The organism is Bacillus sp. AR13-1 (assembly GCF_008042285.1).
In the GTDB taxonomy this organism is placed as follows: Bacteria; Bacillota; Bacilli; order Bacillales; family Bacillaceae_G; genus Bacillus_A; species Bacillus_A mycoides.
Genome location: NZ_QNUA01000006.1, coordinates 275,844 through 298,955 on the forward strand (window position 1 = coordinate 275,844; position 23,112 = coordinate 298,955).

Below are 23,112 nucleotides of genomic sequence, written 5' to 3' on the forward strand. Positions count from 1 at the left end.
TTGTAATTAAAATCCTTAAAATCGTTTTCTATAGTTGAAATAAGAGACAGCGATGACGATAACTCCGAATAAAAGAGGAAAGGCAATAATTTTAGGGAAAGCTTGTAATAGAGAGAGGATATACAAGAAAAAAGAAACAATAACACATAGAAAGATAAGAAAAATATGAGATTTTTTCATAAGGAAACCTCCTAAATTGCTTTTTTTATAGCTTATTCAAGAATGAAAACGTTTAGAATGTGACAAAAATGTGAAATTCGACAAAAGGGGTTGTCATCTGACGTCGAATCTTGTAATATAATAAGCGTGAACGAATTCACATACAAACATATACCCCTTTGTTTGAACGTGAAAATTTCTCCCATCCCCTTTAATATTTTTATAAGCCGTAAAGAAAAAGACCTGGTGTTTACACCAGGTCTTTTTCTGTTGCTATCCATTTCCAATAACGCTCGCACTTCACTTCAATCATTTGTACTTTTCGTTTTAGTTGTAATTTTTTTAGTTCACGCTCTATTTCTTGCTGAGGGCAGTCATATATAAAAGAGATTTCCTTTGAAGAAATAAATTGTGTTGCTTCTAGTAATGCTTCTAAAGGAGGTAATGGTTCTGGCTCAATTTCGCATTTTACCAGTTCTTTTAATAGCTGTACGTATACATCATAGGAATAAATCCCTGTGATTTTAATACCTTCCTCATCTGAATTTGCATGAAAAAATAGGAGGGAAGGTATTTCTGTAATATGCATCTCATTTGTGAATTTTAGGTCGCATTGGAAAGCTTTTTTTGCGCTAACTGAGTGTAGGTCTTTTTTAAATTCCTCTACATCAATGCCACTATCTTTAGCACATGTAAGCAATAATTCACAGTCAGGGTTTGATACATTTTCAAGAAAAATGTATTCTTGGAGTTTTCGCAAAAACTTCGAACCTGCTTTTCGGCCTTGCAACTCCGCCGCCTTAATTGCCATCGAAACTAAATACGGTGTTGACGACGCCTCTTGCATATGTACTTTTCCATCACATGAAAAACCTTGTAAACTTGTTGTCTTTTCCCACACAAATCGAATATTAGCAGGTTTATTCCATTTGTGTGAGGAAGCGTTTGCCCCGTCCACTTTTCCTGTTACTATATGACGAATAGAGAAGTATTTCCCATACTCAAGCCATAGTTTAATAATAAATGGCTCGATATCCCAGCAATCTTTACAAAGTGGATCAATAAATAAATATGCTTCTACAGATTTATGCTCGCATGTGGAAGGAGAAGGCATATTTATATGCTTTGCTTCCTGCTTATCCATTACACTTCACCTGTTTCATTTGGAGTATTGACCATATGTTGAGCAGTTAATGCTAAACGTTCAAAAACAAACTCTCTTATATGACCGTGCACTCCTGTATCATCCATTGCTTGCTCCATACATGACAGCCAAGCTTCTGCGCGTTTTGGAGTAATCTCAAACGGAAGATGGCGTGCTCTTAGCATAGGATGCCCATGTTCTTCAGTGTATAAATTAGGACCACCTAAATATTGTGTTAAAAATTGTTTCTGCTTCCTAGCAGTTTCTGTTAAATCATCCGGGAAGATCGGAGATAAGTCAGGGTGTTCACTGACATAGGAATAAAATGTATCCACTAATGTTGCAATGCATTGTTCACCGCCGATTGCTTCAAATGGTGTCATCGGTTGCTTGCTCATCCTTTATAAACCCCTTTTTCCATGAAATGTATATCTATTGTAGCAATGGAATGTTATGAAGAGCAACTAAACAGCCTTCATAACATTCTTTACTTATTCTATATGTTGCTAATAAATCTTTTGCTTTTCAAAAAGGTGAAATGTAGCCGTAAGTACAGCTCTTCTTCACTGATGGAAATTTTACTTTAGCGCTCTTCGTTTTGTTTGGCAAGGAAAAAGCGTTTTACTTTGTTGTTTGTATGACGAACTGGTACGTTATGTTGCTTTAATAACCTTATAAATGCTGCTTTACCGGTCTTTTCATCTTGCACTTCGTATTCAATTTCATAATCATCGTGATTGTAATAGAAACTATGATCAAAGACAAGCGTTCCGCCTTCAAATAATATTTCAGCTCTTTCTGTTGTTAAACTACCCATATAAGTTAAAGAGGAAACGGGAATTTGTAATTGGTGTAGCTGACCCATTACAGTTCCTTGAATGATTGTGTTTGTTTCCATCATAAGTTGTGCTTCTTTTTCTGTTATAGACTGATGAGTTTCTAATAAACCAATTTCAGCAGGTTGTTTTAATGTTAATGTATAAGTTCCATCTTTATGACGAATACGAAGTGCAGAGCCTGCATCTTTTAAAGAGAAGTGAGGCGTTTCAAAGTAGTGATTTACTTGTTTTGTAAATGCTTCAATAGAAAAAGATTTGCATAATGTTTGGAATTCTTCCTCTGTAACCATATTTTTAAATTCAATTTCAATTTCTTGTGTCATTGTATGCGCTCCTTTTGAAAAATAATTCTTTCCACATTATCGCTTTTTCGCAAATTTGGTTCAATGTTTTATTTGTTTGCGTCCATGTTATGATACAATAATACTGTTAAGTAAGACAGGAAGTTGAGATGGAGGAGTTCGAGTATGCAAAATAAAATTCAAGTTAAGAGCGTAGAAACGAGAGAGAATGCGCTTATTTTTTGTGCGGAAAATACTGAAATAGAGGTAAAGGAGTTAAGTGCGCGTAATCACGTACTTGTAGACTCAGACAATTTATCATTTTTATATATCTTAGAAAATGAATCATCTTTCATTTATGTAAGTATTCCGCATACATGCTGGGAAGCAATGCATGAAGCGATGAATAAAGATACAGCGATGTTTATTCGCGTGAATGATGTTGAAATAGAATTAGAAGGATTAAAAGAAGAAGTAGAATATTTAGTTGAAAATATTGAAGGTAATGCAAATTACGGAGAAGAACTAGTAACTGCTGTAGAAAAAGTGTTTCTATAAGCAAATGGATTGATTTTGGTGGTGGTTGAAATGAATCGTAATTGGGAAGAATTTTTAGCACCGTATCACCAAGCGGTGGCGGAGCTGAAAGTGAAACTAAAAGGAATGCGTACTCAATTTGCAATGTTAACGGAGCATTCTCCAATTGAGTTTGTAACAGGAAGGGTAAAGTCGGTTGCAAGTATTATTGATAAAGCGGAGAAGAGAAATGTACCGCTAGACCGAATTAGAGAAGATATGCAGGACATCGCGGGCCTTCGAATGATGTGTCAATTCGTAGATGAGATTAAGCCTGTTGTAGAATATCTTCGAAAACGAAATGATTTTGACATTGTAGAAGAACGTGATTATGTAACGCAAAAGAAAGATAGCGGCTATCGCTCTTACCACGTTGTCATTAGTTATCCTGTTCAAACGATACAGGGGGAGAAAAAAGTGTTAGTTGAAATTCAAATTCGCACGTTAGCAATGAATTTTTGGGCAACGATTGAGCATTCTTTAAATTACAAATATAGTGGACGTTTTCCTGAAGATATTAAAATACGCTTACAACGTGCAGCGGAAGCGGCATTTTTATTAGATGAAGAAATGTCTTCCATTCGTCTTGAAATTCAAGAAGCGCAAAAGGTCTTTTCACGAAAGCAGGAAACGAAAGATTCTGAATCATAAACTAAAGGGTGTTGGGCGATGAAATTTACAATTATGTCAAAGGGAGATCAATCATCAGATACACTAGCAAGTACGATGAAAGAATACTTGTTAGATTTTGGGTTTACAATGGATGAAAAGGAACCTGATATTGTAATTTCTGTTGGGGGAGATGGAACGCTTTTATATGCATTCCATCGTTACTATAATCGATTAGATGAAACCGCATTTGTTGGTGTACATACAGGGCATTTAGGTTTCTATGCAGATTGGTTACCGACGGAAGTAGAGAAGTTGGTGATTGCAATCGCTAAAACACCGTTCCAAGTGGTGGAATATCCACTTTTAGAAGTGATTATTCGCTATGTGAATGGTAGTAAAGAGTCGCAGTATTTGGCGATGAATGAAGCGACTGTAAAAAGTGCAGAAGGTACATTAGTAACAGAAGTGGAAATACGCGGAGAGTATTTCGAAACGTTTCGCGGAGATGGTCTTTGTATTTCTACTCCTTCAGGAAGTACCGCGTATAATAAGGCGCTTGGCGGAGCAATTATTCACCCTTCTATTGAAGCGATTCAAATTGCAGAAATGGCATCTATCAACAATCGTGTATTTCGTACGGTAGGTTCGCCGCTCGTACTGCCGAAGCATCATACATGCGTTTTAAAGCCGGCTGCAGGAATGAACATGCAAATTACCGTGGATCATTTGACGATGGTTCATCAAGATGTGAAATCAATTCAGTATCGCGTTGCAAACGAGAAAGTACGATTTGTTCGTTTCCGTCCGTTCCCATTCTGGAAACGTGTTCGTGACTCGTTTGTTGCAGATAAATAGAGAGGGTTTATATATTTGAACAGATTTACATTGAAATGGGATATAGGGCTGGCTGAAGAGGGAACTTTAGTTAGAGAATTTTTGAAAACAAAAGGGATTTCGAAAGCTGCTTTAACGGATATAAAGTTCCGCGGGGGAGCAATTGAAGTAAACGGTCAACACACAAGTGTTCGTCACAAGTTACAAGCTGGTGAAGAGTTACAAATCTTTTTTCCAGTGGAGGAAAGAAGTGAAGGGATGGAAGTGGAAGATATCCCTTTATGTATCGTATATGAAGATGATGCGGTTCTTGTTATAAATAAAGAAGCAAATATGTCGACGATTCCGTCTAGGGAGCACCCGTCAGGAAGTATTGCAAACGCTCTTTTATATCATTATGATAAACAAAATCTTGCAAGTACGGTGCACATTGTGACGAGGTTAGACCGTGATACTTCAGGGCTTATGTTAATTGCGAAAAATAGATTCGTTCACCACCTTTTATCGAAGCAGCATCAACAAAAAGGGGTGAAACGAACGTATGAGGCAATCGTTCATGGGACTATTTTAGAAGAAGTAGGAACGATTGACGCGCCAATCGGACGAAAAGCGGATAGTATTATCGAGCGAACTGTCTGTGAAGATGGTCAAAGAGCTGTTACTCATTTTAGAGTGATGGAGAGTTCTTCCGATAAGACGCATGTAGCGCTTGAGCTCGAGACAGGAAGAACACATCAAATTCGTGTACATATGGCATATATAGGAAATCCGCTACTTGGGGATGATCTATACGGTGGCCAAAGAGATGTGATAAAACGTCAAGCGCTGCATAGTACATCTTTGACGTTTTATCATCCTATTTTAGAAAAGGGAATGACTTTTACCGTAAGTATCCCAGAGGATATGCAATACGCTTTACATAACAATTAAAAGGGAACAAAATTCTTATCATAAAAAGAATTTTGTTCCCTTTTTTTAGCGAAATAATATTAAAATTTGATTTTCACCAGTACGTTTTATAACGAAAAAGCCACTTTCAGCTTTCGTGGCAATGCCGTCATCATTCGGACGACAATATTCGTGTGTTTCGCAAGTGCCGTCATCACGTACTAACATTTGTCCAATTAATCCGACAGGAAGCCACTCAGTACGGTCTCTTCTTGATATATACTTACAAGCTGGATCCCATTCTGTATTTAAAAGAGGTCGTATTTCTTGCGTATCCGTACGCGTATATTGACGTTTTCCGAAGCTATCTGTTTTATAGCGTTTTTGCCAACTTAAAGCACCGCTATTTCCTATGAGAGCAGGAGTAGCGCTGGATATGCCTAATATGAATGTATCATTTGAAGTAGCTTTTCGAATTTTTTCTTCGCTACTAAATGTAATGAAATAGCCGATATCAATAGGGCTATGATCTGCTGCCTCAAACATTTGTGCAAAATCAGTACCACCTGCATTGTAAGAAGCACCATCGATATACATTTCTCCGTTATGGGCAAGCCATTTGGCACCTATATTATAATCAGTGTCATTTGTCCCATTTGCGATAAACCAGGAATAAGCTTCTTCTGCTGTACCAAATTTCCCCATAATATGGCTGCCTGCAAAATTAGCTGTTGATGTATGATTTCCTTCCGCATGAGATGAGAATCCGTTAGCGATAGTTGCGGTTCCTTCTGCATGTGCTGCTTCGCCCAAAGCAATTGCATGTTTTCCTTCTGCATGAGAATAAGAGCCGCCTGCTGTCGTTTCACTTCCTTCGCTATGCGAACTATGTCCAGTTGCCTTTGTTTTTGTGCCTTCTGCATGAGAAAAGGGACCCGTTGCATGTGTAAGAAGCCCTTCTGCATGTGAAGCGATTCCATCAGCTTTAGATTGAAGTCCTTCTTTATATGCGTGACGAGCTCCTTTGTTATTTTCTTTTTTTATAGGTGTAGGTACAGGAGCCTGAATAGGGGCGGATCTTTCTATTTGTACATCGTTGCCCGAGATTAATGCTTCTTTTATTTTTTTTACTTGATTTATAATAGTAGCTGGAATTTCTGGTTGTACTTTTTCCTTTATTGCTGCAGGAATGTTTTCTTCTATATTTTCTTGTATCTTTTCCGAATTAAGCACAGGTTCATCATTATTAGAAGCGAGCTTCTTTTTTTGTTTTGCTTTTATTTTCCTGCTATCTATAATTCGCCTCATAACAGCATTTTCTAAAGAGATATATTTTTCTCTCGGTTTGCTTTTTTTTGATGACTCTTGTTCTTCTATTTCTTCTATAGCTGCCGCTCGAATACTGCACCAGTTGTTAATTCCATACATGGGATGGTATAAAGGGTGGAATTTTCTTTTTTGTTTAGAAGATTTTTTCTTCATTCCGTCACCTCCTGCGACAGTATATGCCGTGCAATTAAAAAAAGATGCACTTTATTGCATCTTTTTTTAATTGCTTTATCTAGTTTTAGTGTGGAATATGTCTAGAAAACACCATGATCCTCTGCAAATCGTGAATTGTATTAAGTAGAGGTATTTATCCCGATTGGTGCGGGCTAATAATCAGTGGGGGATGAACAAAACCCCCACTGATTAAAGTTTCACTTTATGAAATTGGGCGGAACTTTTCAGGGACAAAAGGTAGGGAAGAAGGGACAGAAACGGTCTCCAACTCAGGGTAACGTAGTCCAGTTAGTTTACCACCAAATACAGCACCAGTATCAATATTGACTGTATGATTCACAAAGCGAGGTTCATTGACAGGTGTATGTCCATAAACAATCCATGTTTCACCCTTATACTCTTTCGCCCAATCTTGGCGGACAGGTGAGCCGTCAGGGTGTTTTTCGCCTGTAATATCACCATATAATACAAAGGTTTGTACTTTTTTATCTTGTCTTCCTATGTAATCTTGCCGAATACCAGCGTGACAGACGGTTAATTTTTTTTCATCCAGTATGTGATATAGCGGTGATTGTTCGTAAAGAGTAATGAATTTTTCTTTTATTATTTGTTGCTTATTAGAAGGCAATGCTTCATATTCTGCAACAGTTGTTTCGAGCCCATGAGCGATTGTAACATTACGTCCAAGGAAGAAACGATACAGTTTATTGCAGTGATTCCCTGGAGCATAATAAGCATCTTTTCTATTTATTACGAGCTCCCATACAATTTCAATCATCCGTAACGAATGAGGACCTCGGTCTGTAATATCACCAACGAATGCAAGCCTTCGTTTTGCGGTATGAATTGGGATACCACTATCCCAGCTATACCCTAGTTTCGTTGTTAAATCTTGAAACTCTTGGAAGCATCCGTGAATATCACCTATAATGTCATATTTCATATTTAAACCTCCAGCTCATTTTTTCATTAGTATATCTAAAATGGACATAGAAAAAAACCATACCGTTTTTCGATATGGTTCATTTAAACATAAAGATTTTAGTTCTTGAGCGTACGTTTAAAATAAATCCAATAGCAACCATATATGTGAGCAGTGAACTCCCGCCGTAGCTCATAAGCGGTAACGTTATTCCTGTAATAGGGAGTAAACCAATTGTCATCCCAATATTTTGGAATACTTGGAACGTAAACATTCCAATTGTACCAGCGCAAATATAACTACCGAAAGGTTCATTGCTTTCTAAAGCGATATGGATCATTCGGTAAATGAGTAAGAAAAAAAATGAAATAATAACACTTGCTCCTAAAAAACCGAATTGTTCAGCGATATTTGTAAAAATAAAATCTGTATGTGGCTCTGGAAAATATACTTGTCTATTTTCCCATCCTTTTCCTTGCATCTCTCCTGATCCAGTAGCTAAAAATGCTTGTCTTAATTGATATCCTTGTGCGTCATATTCATAAGGTGCAAGCCAACCATAGAAGCGATTTAATTGATATTCTTTTAGAATGTGCTCTTTAAAGAACTCTGTATGCGTGAAATAAATATATGTTAAGGTAGAGCCTATGGCGAAAATACCGGAGGTTAATCCGAGGATAAAGCGCCAACGTATACCAGAAACTAAAACCATTGTTGCAAGCATCGCTGAAATGACCATTGTGTTTCCTAAATCAGGTTCTTTTGCGATTAGAAGTAGTGGAGGTAAACTAGCTGCAAATATTTTTAAAAGTAAAATGAAATCTTCACGAGTTGTCCGAAAAAGGTATTTTTCATTATGATTCGCTATAATTCGTCCAACGACGATAATCAAAAATAATTTCATGATTTCAGAAGGCTGAAAGTTTCCGATGCCTGGAAGTCTGTACCATGCGGTAGCCCCTTTAATTGTAACGGCGCCAGGAACTTGAAGTTCTAGGCCAATTAGAAGTATGAGTGCAAAGCTATATAAATACCAAGCAATTTGTTTATATCGATCGAAATCAATAACCATAATAACACCAATGGCGATAAATCCAATGGCATACCATTGGATTTGTTTTAATACAAAATTTACGTTTTGTAAAAATGGTGGTAAAGAAGCTTGTGCACTTGCGATAGCAAAGCAGCTAACAATCCCAATGGCAAATAAAATGAATATTAATATGTAGTCTATTTGATATTGAGTGTTCGGATCTTTCACTGTATGAATTCCTTTCTACTGCTCTCTATATTAGTGGGTTTTAGTTGGTGCATCACATAGTTTAAAAAGAATGTATGAACTATACGCATTATTCACGTAAAGCTCACACATTTTATTTTCGCAGAATAGACTAATGATGTAGCTCTTTTATAATTATGTCCAAACAATGGGAAAGACGTACATGTGCATCTGGAATGAGGTTTGGTAGCTGGCTATAATATTCTAAGGAATTTTTACACCATTTATAAGCGCTAATTAGACCTAGTCTATAATCTGTATTATCTTGTAAAAATCCGTATTCTTTTGAAGTTATAACGAGGTGCGTAAAATCCTCAGATCCTTCAAGGAGCTTGCTGTGTATTTGTTGCCCAGTATGGTAGCGAAATTGGCTTAAAGGTTCGGATATGTATACTGCGTCTCCTTTAGAAAGTAAGGAAATCCATGATGCCATATCGACACTACAAGAATAGTGCCTTCCTTTTAGCGTGCCGAAAGGTTCAGTGAGTAACTGTTTTCTAAACAGAATAGTTGTAGGCTCACCGATAATGTTATGTCCACCTTTTAACATCCAGTCGCCTAAAAATATTCCGTTTAATTGAATGTCTTCGCTATATAATCTTTGTGTTGGATGAGCATCTCCAATTAAATTCCCGTGATCATCAATACGTACTCGATAAGAAGTTATAAGAGCGAGATTTTTATTTGTGTCTTGCTCAAAATAAGCCATCATTTTTTGTATTTTATGATTATAAAACACATCATCGTCCATTAAAAAATTTATATACTCCCCATTAGATTTCTCTAAGAGCATAAGATCGTTATGAAATTGTCCTAAAGTAGTGGTATTTCGAATGTATGTTATGTTTTTATAATTAGGTAAATACTGTTCATTTATTAAGATTTCTGTTTCATCATTTGTACTATCGTCTCCTATAATAATTTCAATGTTTGGATAAGTTTGTGCTAATGCACTTTCTAGAGCAATTTTGAAATAATGTGGTCGATTATAAGTGGGAATAAGGATGGAAACGAGAGGTGACTTTTTTTTATTATTCATACGAAACTACCTTTCAGAAGCTTTTTTTGTAAGAACGATATCTTGATAACTTGTATATTCATTTCTGCCGCACCATAAACCATAATGCGGTTTATTAATTACCTCTAAGCCATGTTTATTTAATAAGGTGCGGATATCTTCTTCAGGATAGGCAACTGCGAAATTAGGAATATCTTTATTCACAACATAACAATTTTCAATTTGATGATAAAAACCTAATGTACTTAGCCCAGAATTTAAGTAATAGGATGATTCAGGGTTAATGAGAAAGAAGGTAATAAAACATCTCCCATCTTTTTTTAGAACACGTACAATCTCAGATACGTAATGTTCTAATTCTTTCGGAAGGAGATGGGTAAATACAGAAGTTAAAAAAATAAAATCGAATGAATCGTCTTCATATGGAAATTTGTATTGAGAAGCATCTTCTTTTCCTTCTGGGTTGTAGAATTGATTATATATATCAACGTGTTCAAAATGGAAATTGCTACGGGCAGTTGAAATATTATTTTTGCACCATGTAATGCCATCTTTAAATAAATCAAATCCATAATAAGCTCCATCATCACCTAAGTAATTCATTAATGGAACCGCCATTCGACCGACACCACAACCTACATCTAACACTGTTTCATTGGATTTTAAACTACCAATTTGAATAAAATGCTTTATGAATTCTTTTCCAACCTTTTGAAAGTCGCCACCTACATATTGGACGAGTTCGGGAGGTGGGATTAATGCGATTTTTTTTTCAAGCTCGCTCATAATTTCACTCCTTCCTTGTAGTAAATAGGGAACCAACATTTTTAACATGCAGCTAACATTTTATAGTGGGAGGGGAAACGATATTAGAACTGTTGCGATATGTAAAAAGCTCCCTAGAACAACTGGAAATAGTAATGGGAGCCTTTGTTTTTATTTATCATGCTATTGGCGAAGGCCAATAATTAGTGTGAGATGGAGAAACCTTAACTGAATAAAGTTTCGCCCTATTCTTTTCGCCAATAAACACCGAATACATCAATTTTAGTAATAGGAGCTTTTAAGTTTCTTTGATTTCTAAAGTCTGTCACAGCCTCAGCGCATGGTGGTAGTCCGTAATCATCGATAATTATATAGCCGCCCTTAGAAACTTTATCGTATAAGTTTACGAGACCATCCATCGTTGATTCATACATATCACCGTCAAGGCGAGCAATCGCAATTTTTTCTATCGGTGCTGAGGGTAAAGTATCTTTAAACCAACCTTTTAAAAACTTTACCTGGTCATTTAATAAATCGTATTTTCTAAAGTTTTCTTGTACTTGTTCTAAAGAAACACGTAAATAATCAAAGCTGTGTAAGTAATCGCCGAAATCTCTCGGGTATTGTTCTATATTTGGTGTTGGGAGGCCCTCAAATGAATCGGCAACCCATACATTGCGATCAGTAATGTTGTTTGCTTGTAAAAAACCATTCATAAAAATGCACGATCCCCCGCGCCACACACCTGTTTCAATAAAATCACCTTCTATATTTTCACGGACAACTGTTTCTAATGCTTCATGTAATTGATTCATGCGTTCCCGGCCGATCATACTGTGTGCTGCTCTTGGCCAATCCATTCCGTCTTGACGTTCGCTTTTTAAAACGTTAGGTTTAATAATTTTTAAATTATGATTTTCTGCATATTGTTTAATAAATAAAGGGAGTGGAACTGTAACGGGTTCGTATGGAAGTTCCTTAGATATATGTAACGAAGCAGGTAAATATGGCTCATACTCTAGCCATATTTCAAACAGAATTGTTTTCTTTAACAACTCGAGATAAAGCTGGACAGCAGATTTATTTTCCATATAGATGCCTCCTGCGAAATGTCATACAACAATATGATTATGTAGGTAGTGAAGGTTTCATGATTGAATTCATAATTGAAAAAGCAGTAAAACTGATATCAGTTTTACTGCTAAGTAAAAAATTAAGCAATTTTTTCAATAATAATTGATGCACTAGTACCAAGAGCTAGCGATAAGCCAAGTCCTGTAACAACTGCTTCAACCATTGATGGAGTTATTGTAATTTGTGTAATCGCTTGGATAACGAGAGGTGCTCCAAGTGAGATTAAACTTGTTCCAGCACCTGGTACATTGACACCGTTAACTTGAATTGCAAGGCTACCTAATACACTTACTAATGCAGTATATGCGATAACAGTAATTTTGTAGAATCCAGTTTCACTTATGATGAAAGTATCGGCATCTAATTGAGAAATTGCTGTACCAAACTGAGATCCAACAGTATTAAATGGTACTGGCTCATTAATTCCAAGAGCTACGCTAATTGTAGCAGAGTTAAATGCATACAATCCTGCTGGAAGTCCTAATCCAGATGGCCCAGTCGGTCCAGTCGGTCCAGTCGGTCCAGTGGCACCAGTGGCACCAGTGGCACCAGTGTCTCCAGTAGGCCCAGTCGGTCCAGTTGCGCCAGTGTCTCCAGTAGGCCCAGTCGGTCCAGTCGCGCCAGTGTCTCCAGTAGGCCCAGTCGGTCCAGTCGCGCCAGTTGTACCAGTGTCTCCAGTAGGCCCAGTAGGCCCAGTAGGCCCAGTCGGTCCAGTCGGTCCAGTCGGTCCAGTAGGCCCAGTAGGCCCAGTAGGTACGGTAGGTCCAGTCGGTCCAGTAGGCCCAGTCGGCCCAGTTGGCCCGGTTGGAAGTGTAAACGGTGGTATTGGTGGTAAAGTTGGACCTACAAGATTAGGATCAAATGCACTAGCTGATAAGAATTCATCAGGATTTAAGCCATCTGAATAATTATTATTTGACATAAATTCACCTCCATAAAGCTTTCATTATATAGTAGATGCAAAATCGCAAGAAAATGACACGGACATTTGAATTATTAAAAAGAAATCTTAAATAGCTTGAACAAGTTAAAAAAATGGAAAGTTTATTGTATGTATAACATATGATTGAGTTGGAAGAGGGTGATTATGTTGAACAAGCAAGGAATTACAATTAGTCTATGTATGATTGTTCGCGATGAGGAAAATACAATAGATCGATGTTTGGACGCGGTAGAAAAAATTGTTGATGAAATTATTGTAGTTGATACAGGATCCACTGATCGAACGAAGGAAATTGTAGCAAAATACACTTCTAACATACACGATTTTCCGTGGGTTGATGATTTTGCGGCAGCTAGAAATTTTGCGTTTTCAAAAGCAACGCAAGAATATATATTATGGTTAGATGCTGATGATGTGTTATTAGAGGAAGCTCAAGAATCACTGAAAACATTAAAACGAGAGTTAGATGGTAAAGTTGACGCTGTTTCTATGCCTTATTATCTTGTAATGGATTCTAATGGGAAACCTTTATATTGCACAAGAAGATACCGACTTGTGAAGCGTGAAAAACAATTTCAATGGTTTGGAAAGGTGCATGAGTATTTAGCTGTTTCTGGTGAGATTTACAATAGTAATGTCGCCATTACACATAAGAAAGAAAAAGAAATAACGAATCGTAATTTGAAAATTTTTCAAAATGCTGTAGCAGCTGGAGAAGAATTAAGCCCGAGAGATTTATTTTATTACGGTAATGAATCTATGGATAATCAAAAATACGACGATGCGGTTCTTCTGTATGAAACATTTCTTAATCAAGAGGAAGGATGGCATGAAGAGAAAATTTATGCATGTGGTAAGTTAGGAGATTGTTATGCGAAGTTAGGAGACTGGGAGAAGGCAGTTGAAACTTGTACGAAGTCGTTTCGTTATGGTATTCCTAGAGGAGAGAATTGTACAAGAATAGGATATATATATATGGAACAACAAAAGTATAATGAAGCGATATTTTGGTTTAAGCTAGCAACTGAAGTGCCGCTAGCAGAGGATAGTCCTTTTCACAGTCCGGCTAGTTATACGTGGATTCCATATTTACAAATGTGTATTTGTTATAGCAGATTAGGAGATCAAGATAAAGCTTATTATTATAATGAATTGGCAGCTTCTTATGTTCCGAATAATGCTGCGATTGAATATAACCGTAAATATTTTAGAGGCATCTATGATAAACAATATAAAATGTAATTTGTTCTATTTTTAGGAAATGACTTGTCGCTATTCTAATGATAGTAGAATGGCTATATATTAGATTATCGGTAATGCAACCAATAGAGATGGCATCCTTTGTAGAATATCTTTTGTTTATATTTCAAATTCAATTTGCATAAGGAGTGTGTGAAATGAATCGGGAGAAAAGTTCTTTATACGAAGAAAAATCTGAACATTATTATAATGCGATAAACCCTAATTTATTCAAGCATATAAAAAAGGAATGGCAAGAAGTTCTTGATATTGGTTGCTCGAGCGGTGCATTAGGAGCGGCTATAAAAGAAAATGGAGCACGTGTATCAGGAATTGAGGCGTTCCCAGAGGCTGCCGAAAAAGCGAAAGAAAAACTAGATCATGTTATTTTAGGTGATATAGAAACAATGGATCTTCCTTATGAGAAGGAACAATTTGATTGTGTCATATTCGGGGATGTATTAGAGCATTTATTTGATCCGTGGGCTGTTATAAAGAAAGTAAAGCCATATATAAAAGAAAATGGTGTGATTTTAGCTAGCATACCAAACGTTGCGCACATTTCAGTATTAGCTCCCTTACTCGCTGGAAATTGGACGTATACAGAATATGGATTATTAGATAAAACGCATATTCGTTTCTTTACTTTTAATGAAATGCTAAGAATGTTTTTAAAAGCAGGATATTCTATTAGTAAAGTAGATCGTGTATATGTTGATCATAAAATATATGAGCCACTTATTGAAGAGTTATATGGAATTTGTAAAAAGTATCGTCTTGGAAGTGGCTTCATGGCTGAGACAGTTGTATTTCAATATATTATTGAAGCAGAAAAATCACAATTATGAGTGCTGCAGAAAAAACAATACTATTTGTTACATGTATAAATGATCGGAAATTGTATGCACAATGTGCGCGACATATATTGAAATTGGCAGTACCTCCTGGGTATACTATACAATTTATGCCGATTCGAAATGCAAAAAGTATGACGAGCGGATACAATCAAGCCATTTCACATCCAGCGAAGTATAAAGTGTATTTACACCAAGATGTCTTTATTATAAATGGAGCCTTTCTATACGGATTAATTCAATTATTTGAGGAGCATGAACATCTTGGGATGATTGGGATGGTTGGATCCCAATATGTTCCTCCAAATGGTGTATGGAACGAAGGGCGTGGGATTGTCGGGAAAGTCATTGGTTATATGAACGATTTGTTTTATATGGCAAGTTTAGAGCAACCATTTCATGAATCGAAAACATTTATTCCTGTGGAATGTATTGACGGTTTATTGATGGCGACACAATATGATATTCCGTGGCGAGAGGACTTATTTGATGGGTTTGATTTTTATGATGTATCCCAATCTTTTGAATTTAAAAAAGCTGGGTATACAGTCGGTGTCCCTGTGCAGCGTGATGCTTGGTGTATTCATTATCATTTCGATGTAAATATGACGAACTATGAAAAGTATAGAAAAGTATTTGTAGAGAACTATATGTCAGATGTGAATAAGGAAGAATAGAGGGCTACAAAATGAAAGATCATACAATATTAGTTGTTGTTTGTGTAAATAATGAAGAGCTTTTCGAGCAATGCGAAAGGCAAATAAGAAACATTGTTGTTCCCCCTGGCTATGTAGTGCAAATTTTTCCGATACGAGATGCGAAAAGTATGGCAAGTGCGTACAATCGAGCACTTTCATATCCGGCGAAATATAAAGTATATATACATCAAGATACTTACCTTATTAATCGTGATATGTTTTGTACCCTCATTTCTCTTTTTAAAGAAAATGAAAAGCTTGGTTTAATTGGAGTAGCTGGTGCTCAGTTTTTACCGAGTAACGGGATATGGTGGGAAGGGAAAAATTTAGTAGGGAAAGTGATTGAGTACAGAAGACAGAATTATCAATTATTAAATTTGGATCTGGGGTTTTATGGAAATCGATCTTTTATGTCAGTGCAAGCAATCGATGGTTTACTCATGGCAACGCAGTATGATATTCCGTGGCGAGAGGATTTGTTTCAAGGATTTCATTTCTATGATGTGTCACAGTCTTTAGAATTTCAAAAGGCTGGATATTTAATTGGTATCCCTAATCAAGCAAATCTATGGTGTATTCATTACAACGGAGATGAGTTTGATGCGGATACATATGAGAAATACCGGGAAATTTTTGTGGAACATTATAAAGAGGTGCTATCTCCATCATAAGGGAGAGATGAAGGATGAAAGGGATTATTTTAGCAGGCGGGACAGGATCGAGATTATATCCAATAACGAAAGTAACGAATAAACATTTACTTCCCGTTGGGCGGTATCCGATGATTTATCATGCGGTATATAAGCTGAAGCGATGTGAAATTACAGATATTATGATTATTACCGGTAAAGAGCATATGGGAGATGTTGTGAGCTTTCTAGGAAGTGGTCAAGAGTTTGGTGTATCCTTTACGTATCGTGTGCAAGATAAGGCGGGTGGGATTGCGCAGGCACTAGGACTTTGTGAAGATTTCGTAGGAAATGATCGGATGGTAGTTATATTAGGAGATAATATCTTTTCAGATGATATTTGCCCGTATGTTGAAGAGTTTACAAGTCAAAAAGAAGGGGCTAAAGTGCTGCTTCAATCTGTAGAAGATCCCGAGCGATTTGGTGTAGCGCATATTCAAGGCCGAAAAATAATTGGAATTGAAGAAAAGCCGAATGAGCCGAAAAGTTCTTATGCTGTTACGGGAATTTATTTGTATGATTCGAAAGTCTTTTCTTATATAAAAGAATTAAAACCTTCCGCAAGAGGGGAACTTGAAATTACAGATATAAATAATTGGTATTTAAAACGAGGAGTACTTACTTATAATGAAATGAGCGGCTGGTGGACTGATGCGGGAACGCATGCTTCTCTTCAAAGAGCGAATACGTTAGCGCGGGATATAAACTTTGGGAAACAGTTTAATGGAGAATAGGTGAAAATATGAAAGTTGTAGAAACAAATTTTACCGATGCGAAATTGTTAGAACCGAGATTGTTTGAAGACGAGCGAGGTTTTTTTACTGAAAGTTATAATAAGAAGATGCTAGAATCGTTAGGGATTACGCATTCATTTCTGCAAGATAACGTATCTTATTCAGCGCATTCGGGGACGATTCGAGGGCTACACTTTCAAAAAAATCCGAAAGCACAAACGAAACTCATTCAAGTTATGCAAGGTGCAATATATGATGTTATCGTTGATTTGCGAAAAGATTCACCTACATTTAAAAAGTGGAGAGGTTATATTTTAAGTGCGGATAATCATAGGCAATTATTAGTGCCGAAAGGATTTGCTCATGGTTTTTGTACACTTGTACCTCATACAATTGTTATGTATAAAGTAGATGAGTATTATAGTGCTGATCACGATTCCGGTTTGCTTTGGGAAGATAAAGAATTATCAATTCCATGGCCGGTAACAAATCCTATCTTGTCCGATAAGGATCGAATATTACCATTACTTCAGGAATATGAAGATAGTTTTTAAGTAGGAGAGTTGTTTATGAATATATTAGTTACAGGTGGAGCTGGATTTATTGGAAGTAATTTCATTCACTATATGTTAAAAAACTATGAAACATATAAAATCATTAATTACGATGCATTAACATATAGCGGGAATTTAAATAATGTAAAGTCTATTCAAGAAAATCCTAACTACTCATTTGTAAAAGGGAAAATCCAAAATGGAGAGCTGCTGGAACATGTTGTTAAGGAACGTGACGTGCAAGTAATTGTAAATTTCGCAGCTGAATCACATGTGGATCGTAGTATTGAAAACCCAATTCCTTTTTATGATACGAATGTAATAGGTACAGTCACGCTGTTGGAGTTAGTGAAAAAATATTCACATATTAAACTCGTGCAAGTATCAACAGATGAAGTATACGGTTCTTTAGGGAAAACAGGAAAGTTTACCGAGGAAACCCCGCTAGCTCCTAATAGTCCATATTCTTCAAGTAAAGCGAGTAGCGACATGATAGCCTTATCTTATTATGAAACGTATCAATTACCGGTTATTATAACGCGTTGTTCTAATAACTACGGACCGTACCAATATCCTGAGAAATTAATTCCGTTAATGGTTACGAATGCGCTTGAAGGAAAGAAACTACCATTATATGGTGATGGATTGAATGTAAGGGATTGGCTGCATGTAACGGATCATTGTAGTGCAATTGACACCGTTTTGCATAAGGGATGTGTAGGAGAGGTGTATAATATCGGCGGAAATAACGAAAAAACAAATGTAGATGTTGTGGAACAAATTATAAAACTTTTAGGAAAAACGAAAAAAGATATTGAATTTGTAACAGACCGTTTAGGTCACGACCGTCGTTATGCGATTGATGCACAAAAAATGAAGAATGAGTTTGAATGGGAACCGAAGTATACGTTCGAACAAGGATTAAAAGAAACGGTGGAATGGTATAAAAACAATGTGGACTGGTGGAAACCACTAAAAGAAAAGTAAGGGGCATGTAGATGAAAGAACGGATTATCATAACGGGAGCGAACGGTCAGCTAGGGAAGCAACTACAAGAAGAGTTGAATTCTGAGGAATATGACATATATCCATTTGATAAAAAGTTATTAGATGTAACAAATATATCCCGAATTAAGCAAGTGGTACAAGAAATAAAGCCACATACAATTGTTCATTGTGCAGCGTATACGAAGGTAGATGGTGCTGAGAAAGAACAGGATCTTGCTTACTTAATAAATGCGATTGGAGCTCGAAATGTAGCGGTTGCTTCACAATTAGTAGGGGCTAAGTTAGTGTATGTCAGTACCGATTATGTATTTCCAGGTGACAAACCGGATGGCTATCATGAATTTCATAATCCAGCACCGATAAATATATATGGAGCTTCTAAATTTGCAGGAGAGCAGTTCGTAAAAGAGTTACATAATAAATATTTTATAGTTCGTACATCGTGGTTGTATGGTAAGTATGGAAATAATTTTGTGAAAACGATGCTACGATTAGGAAAAGAGAGAGAAAACATATCTGTTGTAGCGGATCAAATTGGCTCTCCTACGTACGTGGCAGATTTAAATATGATGATTAATAAGCTCATTCACACTTCTTTATACGGTACGTATCACGTATCCAATAGAGGATCATGTTCTTGGTTTGAATTTGCCCAAAAAATATTTTCGTATGCAAATATGAAAGTGAATGTATTACCTGTTTCAACTGAAGAATTCGGATCGGCGGCTGCGAGACCAAAATATTCTATCTTTCAACATAACATGCTACGATTAAATGGTTTTTTACAAATGCCTACTTGGGAAGAAGGATTAGAAAGGTTTTTTATAGAAACAAAAAGTCATTAACAAATTTATGTTAGTGACTTTTTTGTTTGCCTTTAAGAGGTTTTATGGTACTATAATTATAGTATCAGGTACTAATAACAAGTATAAGTATTTCTGGGAGGATATATCATGGAACTATTACAAGGGAAAACATTTGTTGTTATGGGCGTTGCGAACCAAAGAAGTATTGCATGGGGAATTGCTCGCTCTTTGCATAATGCAGGTGCAAAATTAATATTCACATATGCAGGAGAGCGTTTAGAAAGAAACGTTCGTGAACTAGCGGAAACATTAGAAGGACAAGAATCACTTGTATTACCTTGTGATGTAACGAATGATGAGGAACTTACAGCTTGCTTTGAAACTATTAAGCAAGAAGTTGGTACAATTCACGGTGTTGCTCACTGTATTGCTTTTGCAAATCGTGATGATTTAAAAGGCGAATTTGTAGATACTTCTCGCGATGGATTTTTACTTGCACAAAATATTAGTGCATTCTCTTTAACAGCTGTAGCAAGAGAAGTGAAGAAAGTGATGACAGAAGGCGGAAATATTTTAACTTTAACATACCTTGGCGGCGAGCGCGTTGTGAAAAACTATAACGTTATGGGTGTTGCGAAAGCTTCATTAGAAGCAAGCGTGAAATATTTAGCGAACGATTTAGGACAACATGGCATTCGCGTTAACGCTATTTCTGCAGGACCAATTCGTACGTTATCTGCGAAAGGTGTAGGCGACTTTAACTCAATCTTAAAAGAAATTGAGGAGCGCGCACCACTTCGTCGTGCGACGACTCCAGAAGAAGTTGGAGATACAGCAGTATTCTTATTCAGTGATTTAGCACGCGGAGTAACAGGTGAAAACATTCATGTTGATTCAGGATATCATATTTTAGGATAAATATAATAGGAATTAAAGTTTAAAAAGGACAGTCTCTAAACGTTGAGACTGTCCTTTTTAATTGTTCCCAGAAAGAACGATTTTTAACGAAAGTTCTAGCCACGTTATGAATATAACTATAATAGTACACGATTTATCCAGCTACGTATGGAAGTGGGAGGGACGAGTGTGAAGAATAAAAATAAAAGTTCAACAGTTGGAAAACCGTTGTTATATATTGCACAAGTAAATTTAGAACTCGCTGCACCGAAAATAAAAAGAATTATTTTAACGAATTTTGAAGATGAGGATCAAAAAGAGCAAAGTAATAGAAATGAAAGTATTGTAAGTAGTGCTGTGGAAGAAGTGGTAGAACAAGAGAAACAAGAACCACGAGAGGAGCCTAAAGTGGAGGTGGAAGAAAAAGTAGAGGAAGAGCAAGTGAGAACGGTCCCTTACAATAAATCCTTTAAGGATATGAATAATGAAGAAAAAATTCATTTTTTATTAAATCGTCCTCATTACATTCCAAAAATAAGATGTAGAATAAGAACGACGACCGTCTCATATATAGGATCGATTATATCTTACCGTAATGGCATTGTATCCATTATGCCACCAAATAGTATGAGAGATATTCGATTATCTATAGAAGACATCAAATCGATTGATATGGCCGGCTTTTAAATATGTAAAGGTGGTAGAAAGCTTCTACCACCCCAATAGTTTTTTAGTTTACTTAACTATAGAAACGTCGCGTAAGCACTGAATAGCACAGAAGCAGCTTAAATCAACAGTAATGCAAGTAGATGTCGAGATTAATCTTGCATTTGGTATAGCTAAAAACGTACAAATTGGATCGTCGCCAGGTGGTACAGGAGACCCATCACCTAATACTACAGTTAACACACGTAGGACAGCACAGCTATCGTCATCTACGCTTTCTACACGGAAAATTGGAGATTGGCAGCTAGTAAGGCTTGAAGATGGTGCAAATGCTTCAAATGGCGTTCCAGCTTTTGTGTATAAAATAAAAGGGCGTGTATTTGCTACTGCTGCTGTATTGTGTGCTCCTAAAAATGGAATTTCACAACCAGAACCACATGTTGAACTAGAGCAATCTTGTAGTTCATTGATGAATTTTACGACGTCAACTACGCAGTGAGAAGAGCTATGGTGTTTATTTTCGTTACAACTCATTAATGTCACTCCTTATCTTCTTGTTTGTATTTACATTAATAAGATATTGGAGTGGGGTAGATTTGGTCACAATCTTAAGACCTTTTTTTTTAAATAGGCTAAAGAGGATAGGGAAGGTGGAATTATGTTATTTACAAGCTGGCTTTTATTTTTTATTTTTGCGCTAGCTGCATTTAGGTTAACTCGTCTTATTGTTTATGATAAAATTACAGCTTTTTTGCGAAGACCGTTTATTGATGAGTTAGAGATTACAGAGCCTGATGGAAGTGTATCGACTTTTACAAAGGTGAAAGGGAAAGGATTAAGAAAGTGGATTGGAGAATTATTAAGCTGCTATTGGTGTACAGGTGTGTGGGTTAGTGCTTTTTTATTAGTTTTATATAAATGGATTCCTATTGTTGCAGAGCCTGTACTAGCATTATTAGCCATTGCAGGTGCAGCAGCGATCATTGAAACAATTACAGGATATTTTATGGGAGAATAATAAAGTGAAAATTTAATCAGTGTGGGGCATCCCCCGCTAATTATCAGCCCGCACCAATCGGGATAAATCTTCATGATGTTAGAAAAAGCGGAGTTTAAGAGGATGCGGGAACGGAAATAAAGAGTTGTTCATATAGTAAATAGACAGAATTGACAGTAGAGGAGATGTTTGCTGTGAGCAATAATCCAAGGCAAAATTCATATGATCTACAGCAGTGGTATAACATACAGCAACAGCAACAAGCACACCAACAGGCATATCAAGAACAGTTACAGCAACAAGGGTTTGTGAAAAAAAAGGGATGCAACTGTGGGAAAAAGAAGAATACAATAAAACAATATGAAGAATGAAACACTCATGTTACGGTGAGTGTTTTTTATTGTAAAAATAAAAAGCGGTATTTCAATTAAGAAATACCGCTTTTTACTAGCTAATTTGTGCAACTGTTAATGCTGCAGCACGGATGTCTACAGTTCCAAGCAGTTCAACTGGTACAATTTGAATTAAGTCACCAGGGTTTAAGTTAATAAGAATAACACCACTGGATACGTCTACTTCACCAGTACCAATAACGTTAGAGCGAACCGCTGTACCTGATCCAGGAATAATGTTAGCTGGTGTACCTAATGATAAGAAGAAACGACCAGCTTCTGGTGCAGTAGGAACGTTATCAAGACTGATCGTTAATGTATAACTGATTTGATAAATACCAGCTACTTGAATTCGAATACCGTCTCCGACACTTACTGTATTATTTATTACAGGAACAGTAATATTTGGGTTTGGACTTACGCTAGGTAATAGTAGTGGTGTGAATAGTGAAGCGAACTGAGGTGCAGAAGCGTTGAAAGCAAAACCGAAGGCAGGTAGTGTACTAGCTGGTTTCGCCTCACAATCAATGTTATTAAATTCGCAATCAGAAGAGAACATGTTTTTCACTCCTTTATCTGTTTCTACTTTTAGTTAATGAAAAGGACAGGTTCTATGTTCTAGACAAGTTCCCAATTTTATAAAAAATACATAATAATACCTTTTAAGCATGGATTGGGTGG

General features: G+C 36.6%; 28 protein-coding genes. 16 read left to right on the plus strand and 12 right to left on the minus strand.

What is annotated here, in order from left to right; translation table 11 throughout:
• Positions 1 to 409: 409 nt before the first annotated feature.
• The 3 genes from DN408_RS04210 to DN408_RS04220 all read right to left on the minus strand — a co-directional run bounded on the left by DN408_RS04210 (position 410) and on the right by DN408_RS04220 (position 2,465).
• The gene (locus DN408_RS04210; protein WP_002125944.1) at positions 410 to 1,303 is read right to left on the minus strand and encodes a ClpXP adapter SpxH family protein; all 894 of its coding nucleotides are present in this window, start codon (positions 1,301 to 1,303) and stop codon (positions 410 to 412) included.
• On the minus strand, positions 1,303 to 1,701 hold the full coding sequence (locus DN408_RS04215) for a globin domain-containing protein (protein WP_000043388.1): 399 nt from the start codon (positions 1,699 to 1,701) through the stop codon (positions 1,303 to 1,305). Before DN408_RS04215 ends, DN408_RS04210 begins: the two co-directional genes overlap by 1 nt.
• Positions 1,702 to 1,886: 185 nt before the next feature.
• On the minus strand, positions 1,887 to 2,465 hold the full coding sequence (locus tag DN408_RS04220) for a CYTH domain-containing protein (protein WP_002011360.1): 579 nt from the start codon (positions 2,463 to 2,465) through the stop codon (positions 1,887 to 1,889).
• 144 nt (positions 2,466 to 2,609) lie between these two features.
• Between DN408_RS04220 and DN408_RS04225 the strand changes: the two genes are divergently transcribed.
• From DN408_RS04225 to DN408_RS04240, 4 genes are read left to right on the plus strand one after another with little or no spacing between them, the layout of a single operon-like run.
• The gene (locus DN408_RS04225; RefSeq protein ID WP_002011362.1) at positions 2,610 to 2,981 is read left to right on the plus strand and encodes a UPF0738 family protein; all 372 of its coding nucleotides are present in this window, start codon (positions 2,610 to 2,612) and stop codon (positions 2,979 to 2,981) included.
• A gap of 30 nt (positions 2,982 to 3,011) precedes the next feature.
• On the plus strand, positions 3,012 to 3,650 hold the full coding sequence (gene yjbM / locus DN408_RS04230; RefSeq protein ID WP_002125951.1) for a GTP diphosphokinase: 639 nt from the start codon (positions 3,012 to 3,014) through the stop codon (positions 3,648 to 3,650).
• An 18-nt stretch (positions 3,651 to 3,668) separates the two neighbouring features.
• Positions 3,669 to 4,466 (plus strand): NAD kinase, encoded by a 798-nt coding sequence (locus DN408_RS04235; protein ID WP_002011365.1) that lies wholly within the window; start codon positions 3,669 to 3,671, stop codon positions 4,464 to 4,466.
• Positions 4,467 to 4,481: 15 nt separating this feature from the next.
• Positions 4,482 to 5,375 carry an RluA family pseudouridine synthase gene (locus DN408_RS04240; protein WP_078178315.1) on the plus strand — a complete coding sequence of 298 codons (894 nt, stop codon included), beginning with the start codon at positions 4,482 to 4,484 and terminating at the stop codon, positions 5,373 to 5,375.
• A gap of 45 nt (positions 5,376 to 5,420) precedes the next feature.
• On the opposite strand, the gene DN408_RS04245 is transcribed toward DN408_RS04240, so the two are convergent.
• From DN408_RS04245 to DN408_RS04275, 7 genes are all read right to left on the minus strand, one after another.
• On the minus strand, positions 5,421 to 6,815 hold the full coding sequence (locus DN408_RS04245; protein ID WP_078178314.1) for a peptidase G2 autoproteolytic cleavage domain-containing protein: 1,395 nt from the start codon (positions 6,813 to 6,815) through the stop codon (positions 5,421 to 5,423).
• A 223-nt stretch (positions 6,816 to 7,038) separates the two neighbouring features.
• Entirely contained in the window at positions 7,039 to 7,779 is a 741-nt protein-coding gene (gene prpE, locus DN408_RS04250; protein ID WP_078178313.1) for a bis(5'-nucleosyl)-tetraphosphatase PrpE, read from the minus strand.
• Positions 7,780 to 7,858: 79 nt separating this feature from the next.
• Positions 7,859 to 9,019, minus strand: a complete 1,161-nt coding sequence (locus tag DN408_RS04255) for an FtsW/RodA/SpoVE family cell cycle protein (RefSeq protein WP_002030401.1) — start codon at positions 9,017 to 9,019, stop codon at positions 7,859 to 7,861.
• A 130-nt stretch (positions 9,020 to 9,149) separates the two neighbouring features.
• Positions 9,150 to 10,076, minus strand: a complete 927-nt coding sequence (locus DN408_RS04260) for a glycosyltransferase family 2 protein (protein WP_078178312.1) — start codon at positions 10,074 to 10,076, stop codon at positions 9,150 to 9,152.
• A 6-nt stretch (positions 10,077 to 10,082) separates the two neighbouring features.
• Positions 10,083 to 10,841 carry a class I SAM-dependent methyltransferase gene (locus DN408_RS04265; RefSeq protein ID WP_002030399.1) on the minus strand — a complete coding sequence of 253 codons (759 nt, stop codon included), beginning with the start codon at positions 10,839 to 10,841 and terminating at the stop codon, positions 10,083 to 10,085.
• Positions 10,842 to 11,065: 224 nt separating this feature from the next.
• Positions 11,066 to 11,911, minus strand: coding sequence for a TylF/MycF family methyltransferase (locus DN408_RS04270; RefSeq protein WP_002064272.1), 846 nt, complete (start codon positions 11,909 to 11,911; stop codon positions 11,066 to 11,068).
• 122 nt (positions 11,912 to 12,033) lie between these two features.
• Positions 12,034 to 12,876 (minus strand): BclA C-terminal domain-containing protein, encoded by an 843-nt coding sequence (locus DN408_RS04275; protein ID WP_147739966.1) that lies wholly within the window; start codon positions 12,874 to 12,876, stop codon positions 12,034 to 12,036.
• A 165-nt stretch (positions 12,877 to 13,041) separates the two neighbouring features.
• Between DN408_RS04275 and DN408_RS04280 the strand changes: the two genes are divergently transcribed.
• The 10 genes from DN408_RS04280 (at position 13,042) to DN408_RS04325 (ending at position 21,063) form a co-directional block, all read left to right on the plus strand.
• The gene (locus tag DN408_RS04280) at positions 13,042 to 14,139 is read left to right on the plus strand and encodes a tetratricopeptide repeat-containing glycosyltransferase family 2 protein (protein ID WP_002125963.1); all 1,098 of its coding nucleotides are present in this window, start codon (positions 13,042 to 13,044) and stop codon (positions 14,137 to 14,139) included.
• A gap of 155 nt (positions 14,140 to 14,294) precedes the next feature.
• Positions 14,295 to 14,984: a class I SAM-dependent methyltransferase gene (locus DN408_RS04285; RefSeq protein WP_002125965.1), complete on the plus strand. Its 690-nt coding sequence runs from the start codon at positions 14,295 to 14,297 to the stop codon at positions 14,982 to 14,984.
• Positions 14,981 to 15,667: a glycosyltransferase family protein gene (locus tag DN408_RS04290; protein ID WP_002140852.1), complete on the plus strand. Its 687-nt coding sequence runs from the start codon at positions 14,981 to 14,983 to the stop codon at positions 15,665 to 15,667. Before DN408_RS04285 ends, DN408_RS04290 begins: the two co-directional genes overlap by 4 nt.
• An 11-nt stretch (positions 15,668 to 15,678) precedes the next feature.
• On the plus strand, positions 15,679 to 16,359 hold the full coding sequence (locus DN408_RS04295; RefSeq protein WP_003187995.1) for a glycosyltransferase family protein: 681 nt from the start codon (positions 15,679 to 15,681) through the stop codon (positions 16,357 to 16,359).
• A gap of 14 nt (positions 16,360 to 16,373) precedes the next feature.
• Positions 16,374 to 17,111: a sugar phosphate nucleotidyltransferase gene (locus DN408_RS04300; RefSeq protein ID WP_002030415.1), complete on the plus strand. Its 738-nt coding sequence runs from the start codon at positions 16,374 to 16,376 to the stop codon at positions 17,109 to 17,111.
• 8 nt (positions 17,112 to 17,119) lie between these two features.
• Positions 17,120 to 17,665, plus strand: a complete 546-nt coding sequence (gene rfbC / locus DN408_RS04305) for a dTDP-4-dehydrorhamnose 3,5-epimerase (RefSeq protein WP_002011381.1) — start codon at positions 17,120 to 17,122, stop codon at positions 17,663 to 17,665.
• A 15-nt stretch (positions 17,666 to 17,680) separates the two neighbouring features.
• The gene (rfbB, locus tag DN408_RS04310; RefSeq protein WP_002125972.1) at positions 17,681 to 18,652 is read left to right on the plus strand and encodes a dTDP-glucose 4,6-dehydratase; all 972 of its coding nucleotides are present in this window, start codon (positions 17,681 to 17,683) and stop codon (positions 18,650 to 18,652) included.
• 11 nt (positions 18,653 to 18,663) lie between these two features.
• On the plus strand, positions 18,664 to 19,518 hold the full coding sequence (gene rfbD, locus DN408_RS04315) for a dTDP-4-dehydrorhamnose reductase (RefSeq protein WP_002011383.1): 855 nt from the start codon (positions 18,664 to 18,666) through the stop codon (positions 19,516 to 19,518).
• A 108-nt stretch (positions 19,519 to 19,626) separates the two neighbouring features.
• A complete protein-coding gene (fabI, locus tag DN408_RS04320) occupies positions 19,627 to 20,397 on the plus strand; it encodes an enoyl-ACP reductase FabI (RefSeq protein WP_147739967.1) in 771 nt (256 codons plus the stop codon).
• Positions 20,398 to 20,544: 147 nt separating this feature from the next.
• Complete coding sequence (locus DN408_RS04325) at positions 20,545 to 21,063, plus strand: spore coat CotO family protein (protein WP_003187999.1); 519 nt, start codon at positions 20,545 to 20,547, stop codon at positions 21,061 to 21,063.
• A 48-nt stretch (positions 21,064 to 21,111) separates the two neighbouring features.
• Here the strand turns inward: DN408_RS04325 and exsY are convergent, their stop codons facing one another.
• Positions 21,112 to 21,576: an exosporium assembly protein ExsY gene (gene exsY / locus DN408_RS04330; protein WP_002125979.1), complete on the minus strand. Its 465-nt coding sequence runs from the start codon at positions 21,574 to 21,576 to the stop codon at positions 21,112 to 21,114.
• Between the two features lie 124 nt (positions 21,577 to 21,700).
• On the opposite strand from exsY, the gene DN408_RS04335 reads away from it, so the two are divergent.
• Together DN408_RS04335 and DN408_RS04340 are read left to right on the plus strand one after the other, a co-directional pair.
• On the plus strand, positions 21,701 to 22,060 hold the full coding sequence (locus tag DN408_RS04335) for a DUF1360 domain-containing protein (protein WP_000899658.1): 360 nt from the start codon (positions 21,701 to 21,703) through the stop codon (positions 22,058 to 22,060).
• A 164-nt stretch (positions 22,061 to 22,224) separates the two neighbouring features.
• A complete protein-coding gene (locus DN408_RS04340; protein ID WP_033708144.1) occupies positions 22,225 to 22,410 on the plus strand; it encodes a hypothetical protein in 186 nt (61 codons plus the stop codon).
• 76 nt (positions 22,411 to 22,486) lie between these two features.
• Here the strand turns inward: DN408_RS04340 and exsF are convergent, their stop codons facing one another.
• On the minus strand, positions 22,487 to 22,990 hold the full coding sequence (gene exsF, locus DN408_RS04345) for an exosporium protein ExsF (protein WP_002011391.1): 504 nt from the start codon (positions 22,988 to 22,990) through the stop codon (positions 22,487 to 22,489).
• Between the last annotated feature and the right edge of the window lie 122 nt (positions 22,991 to 23,112).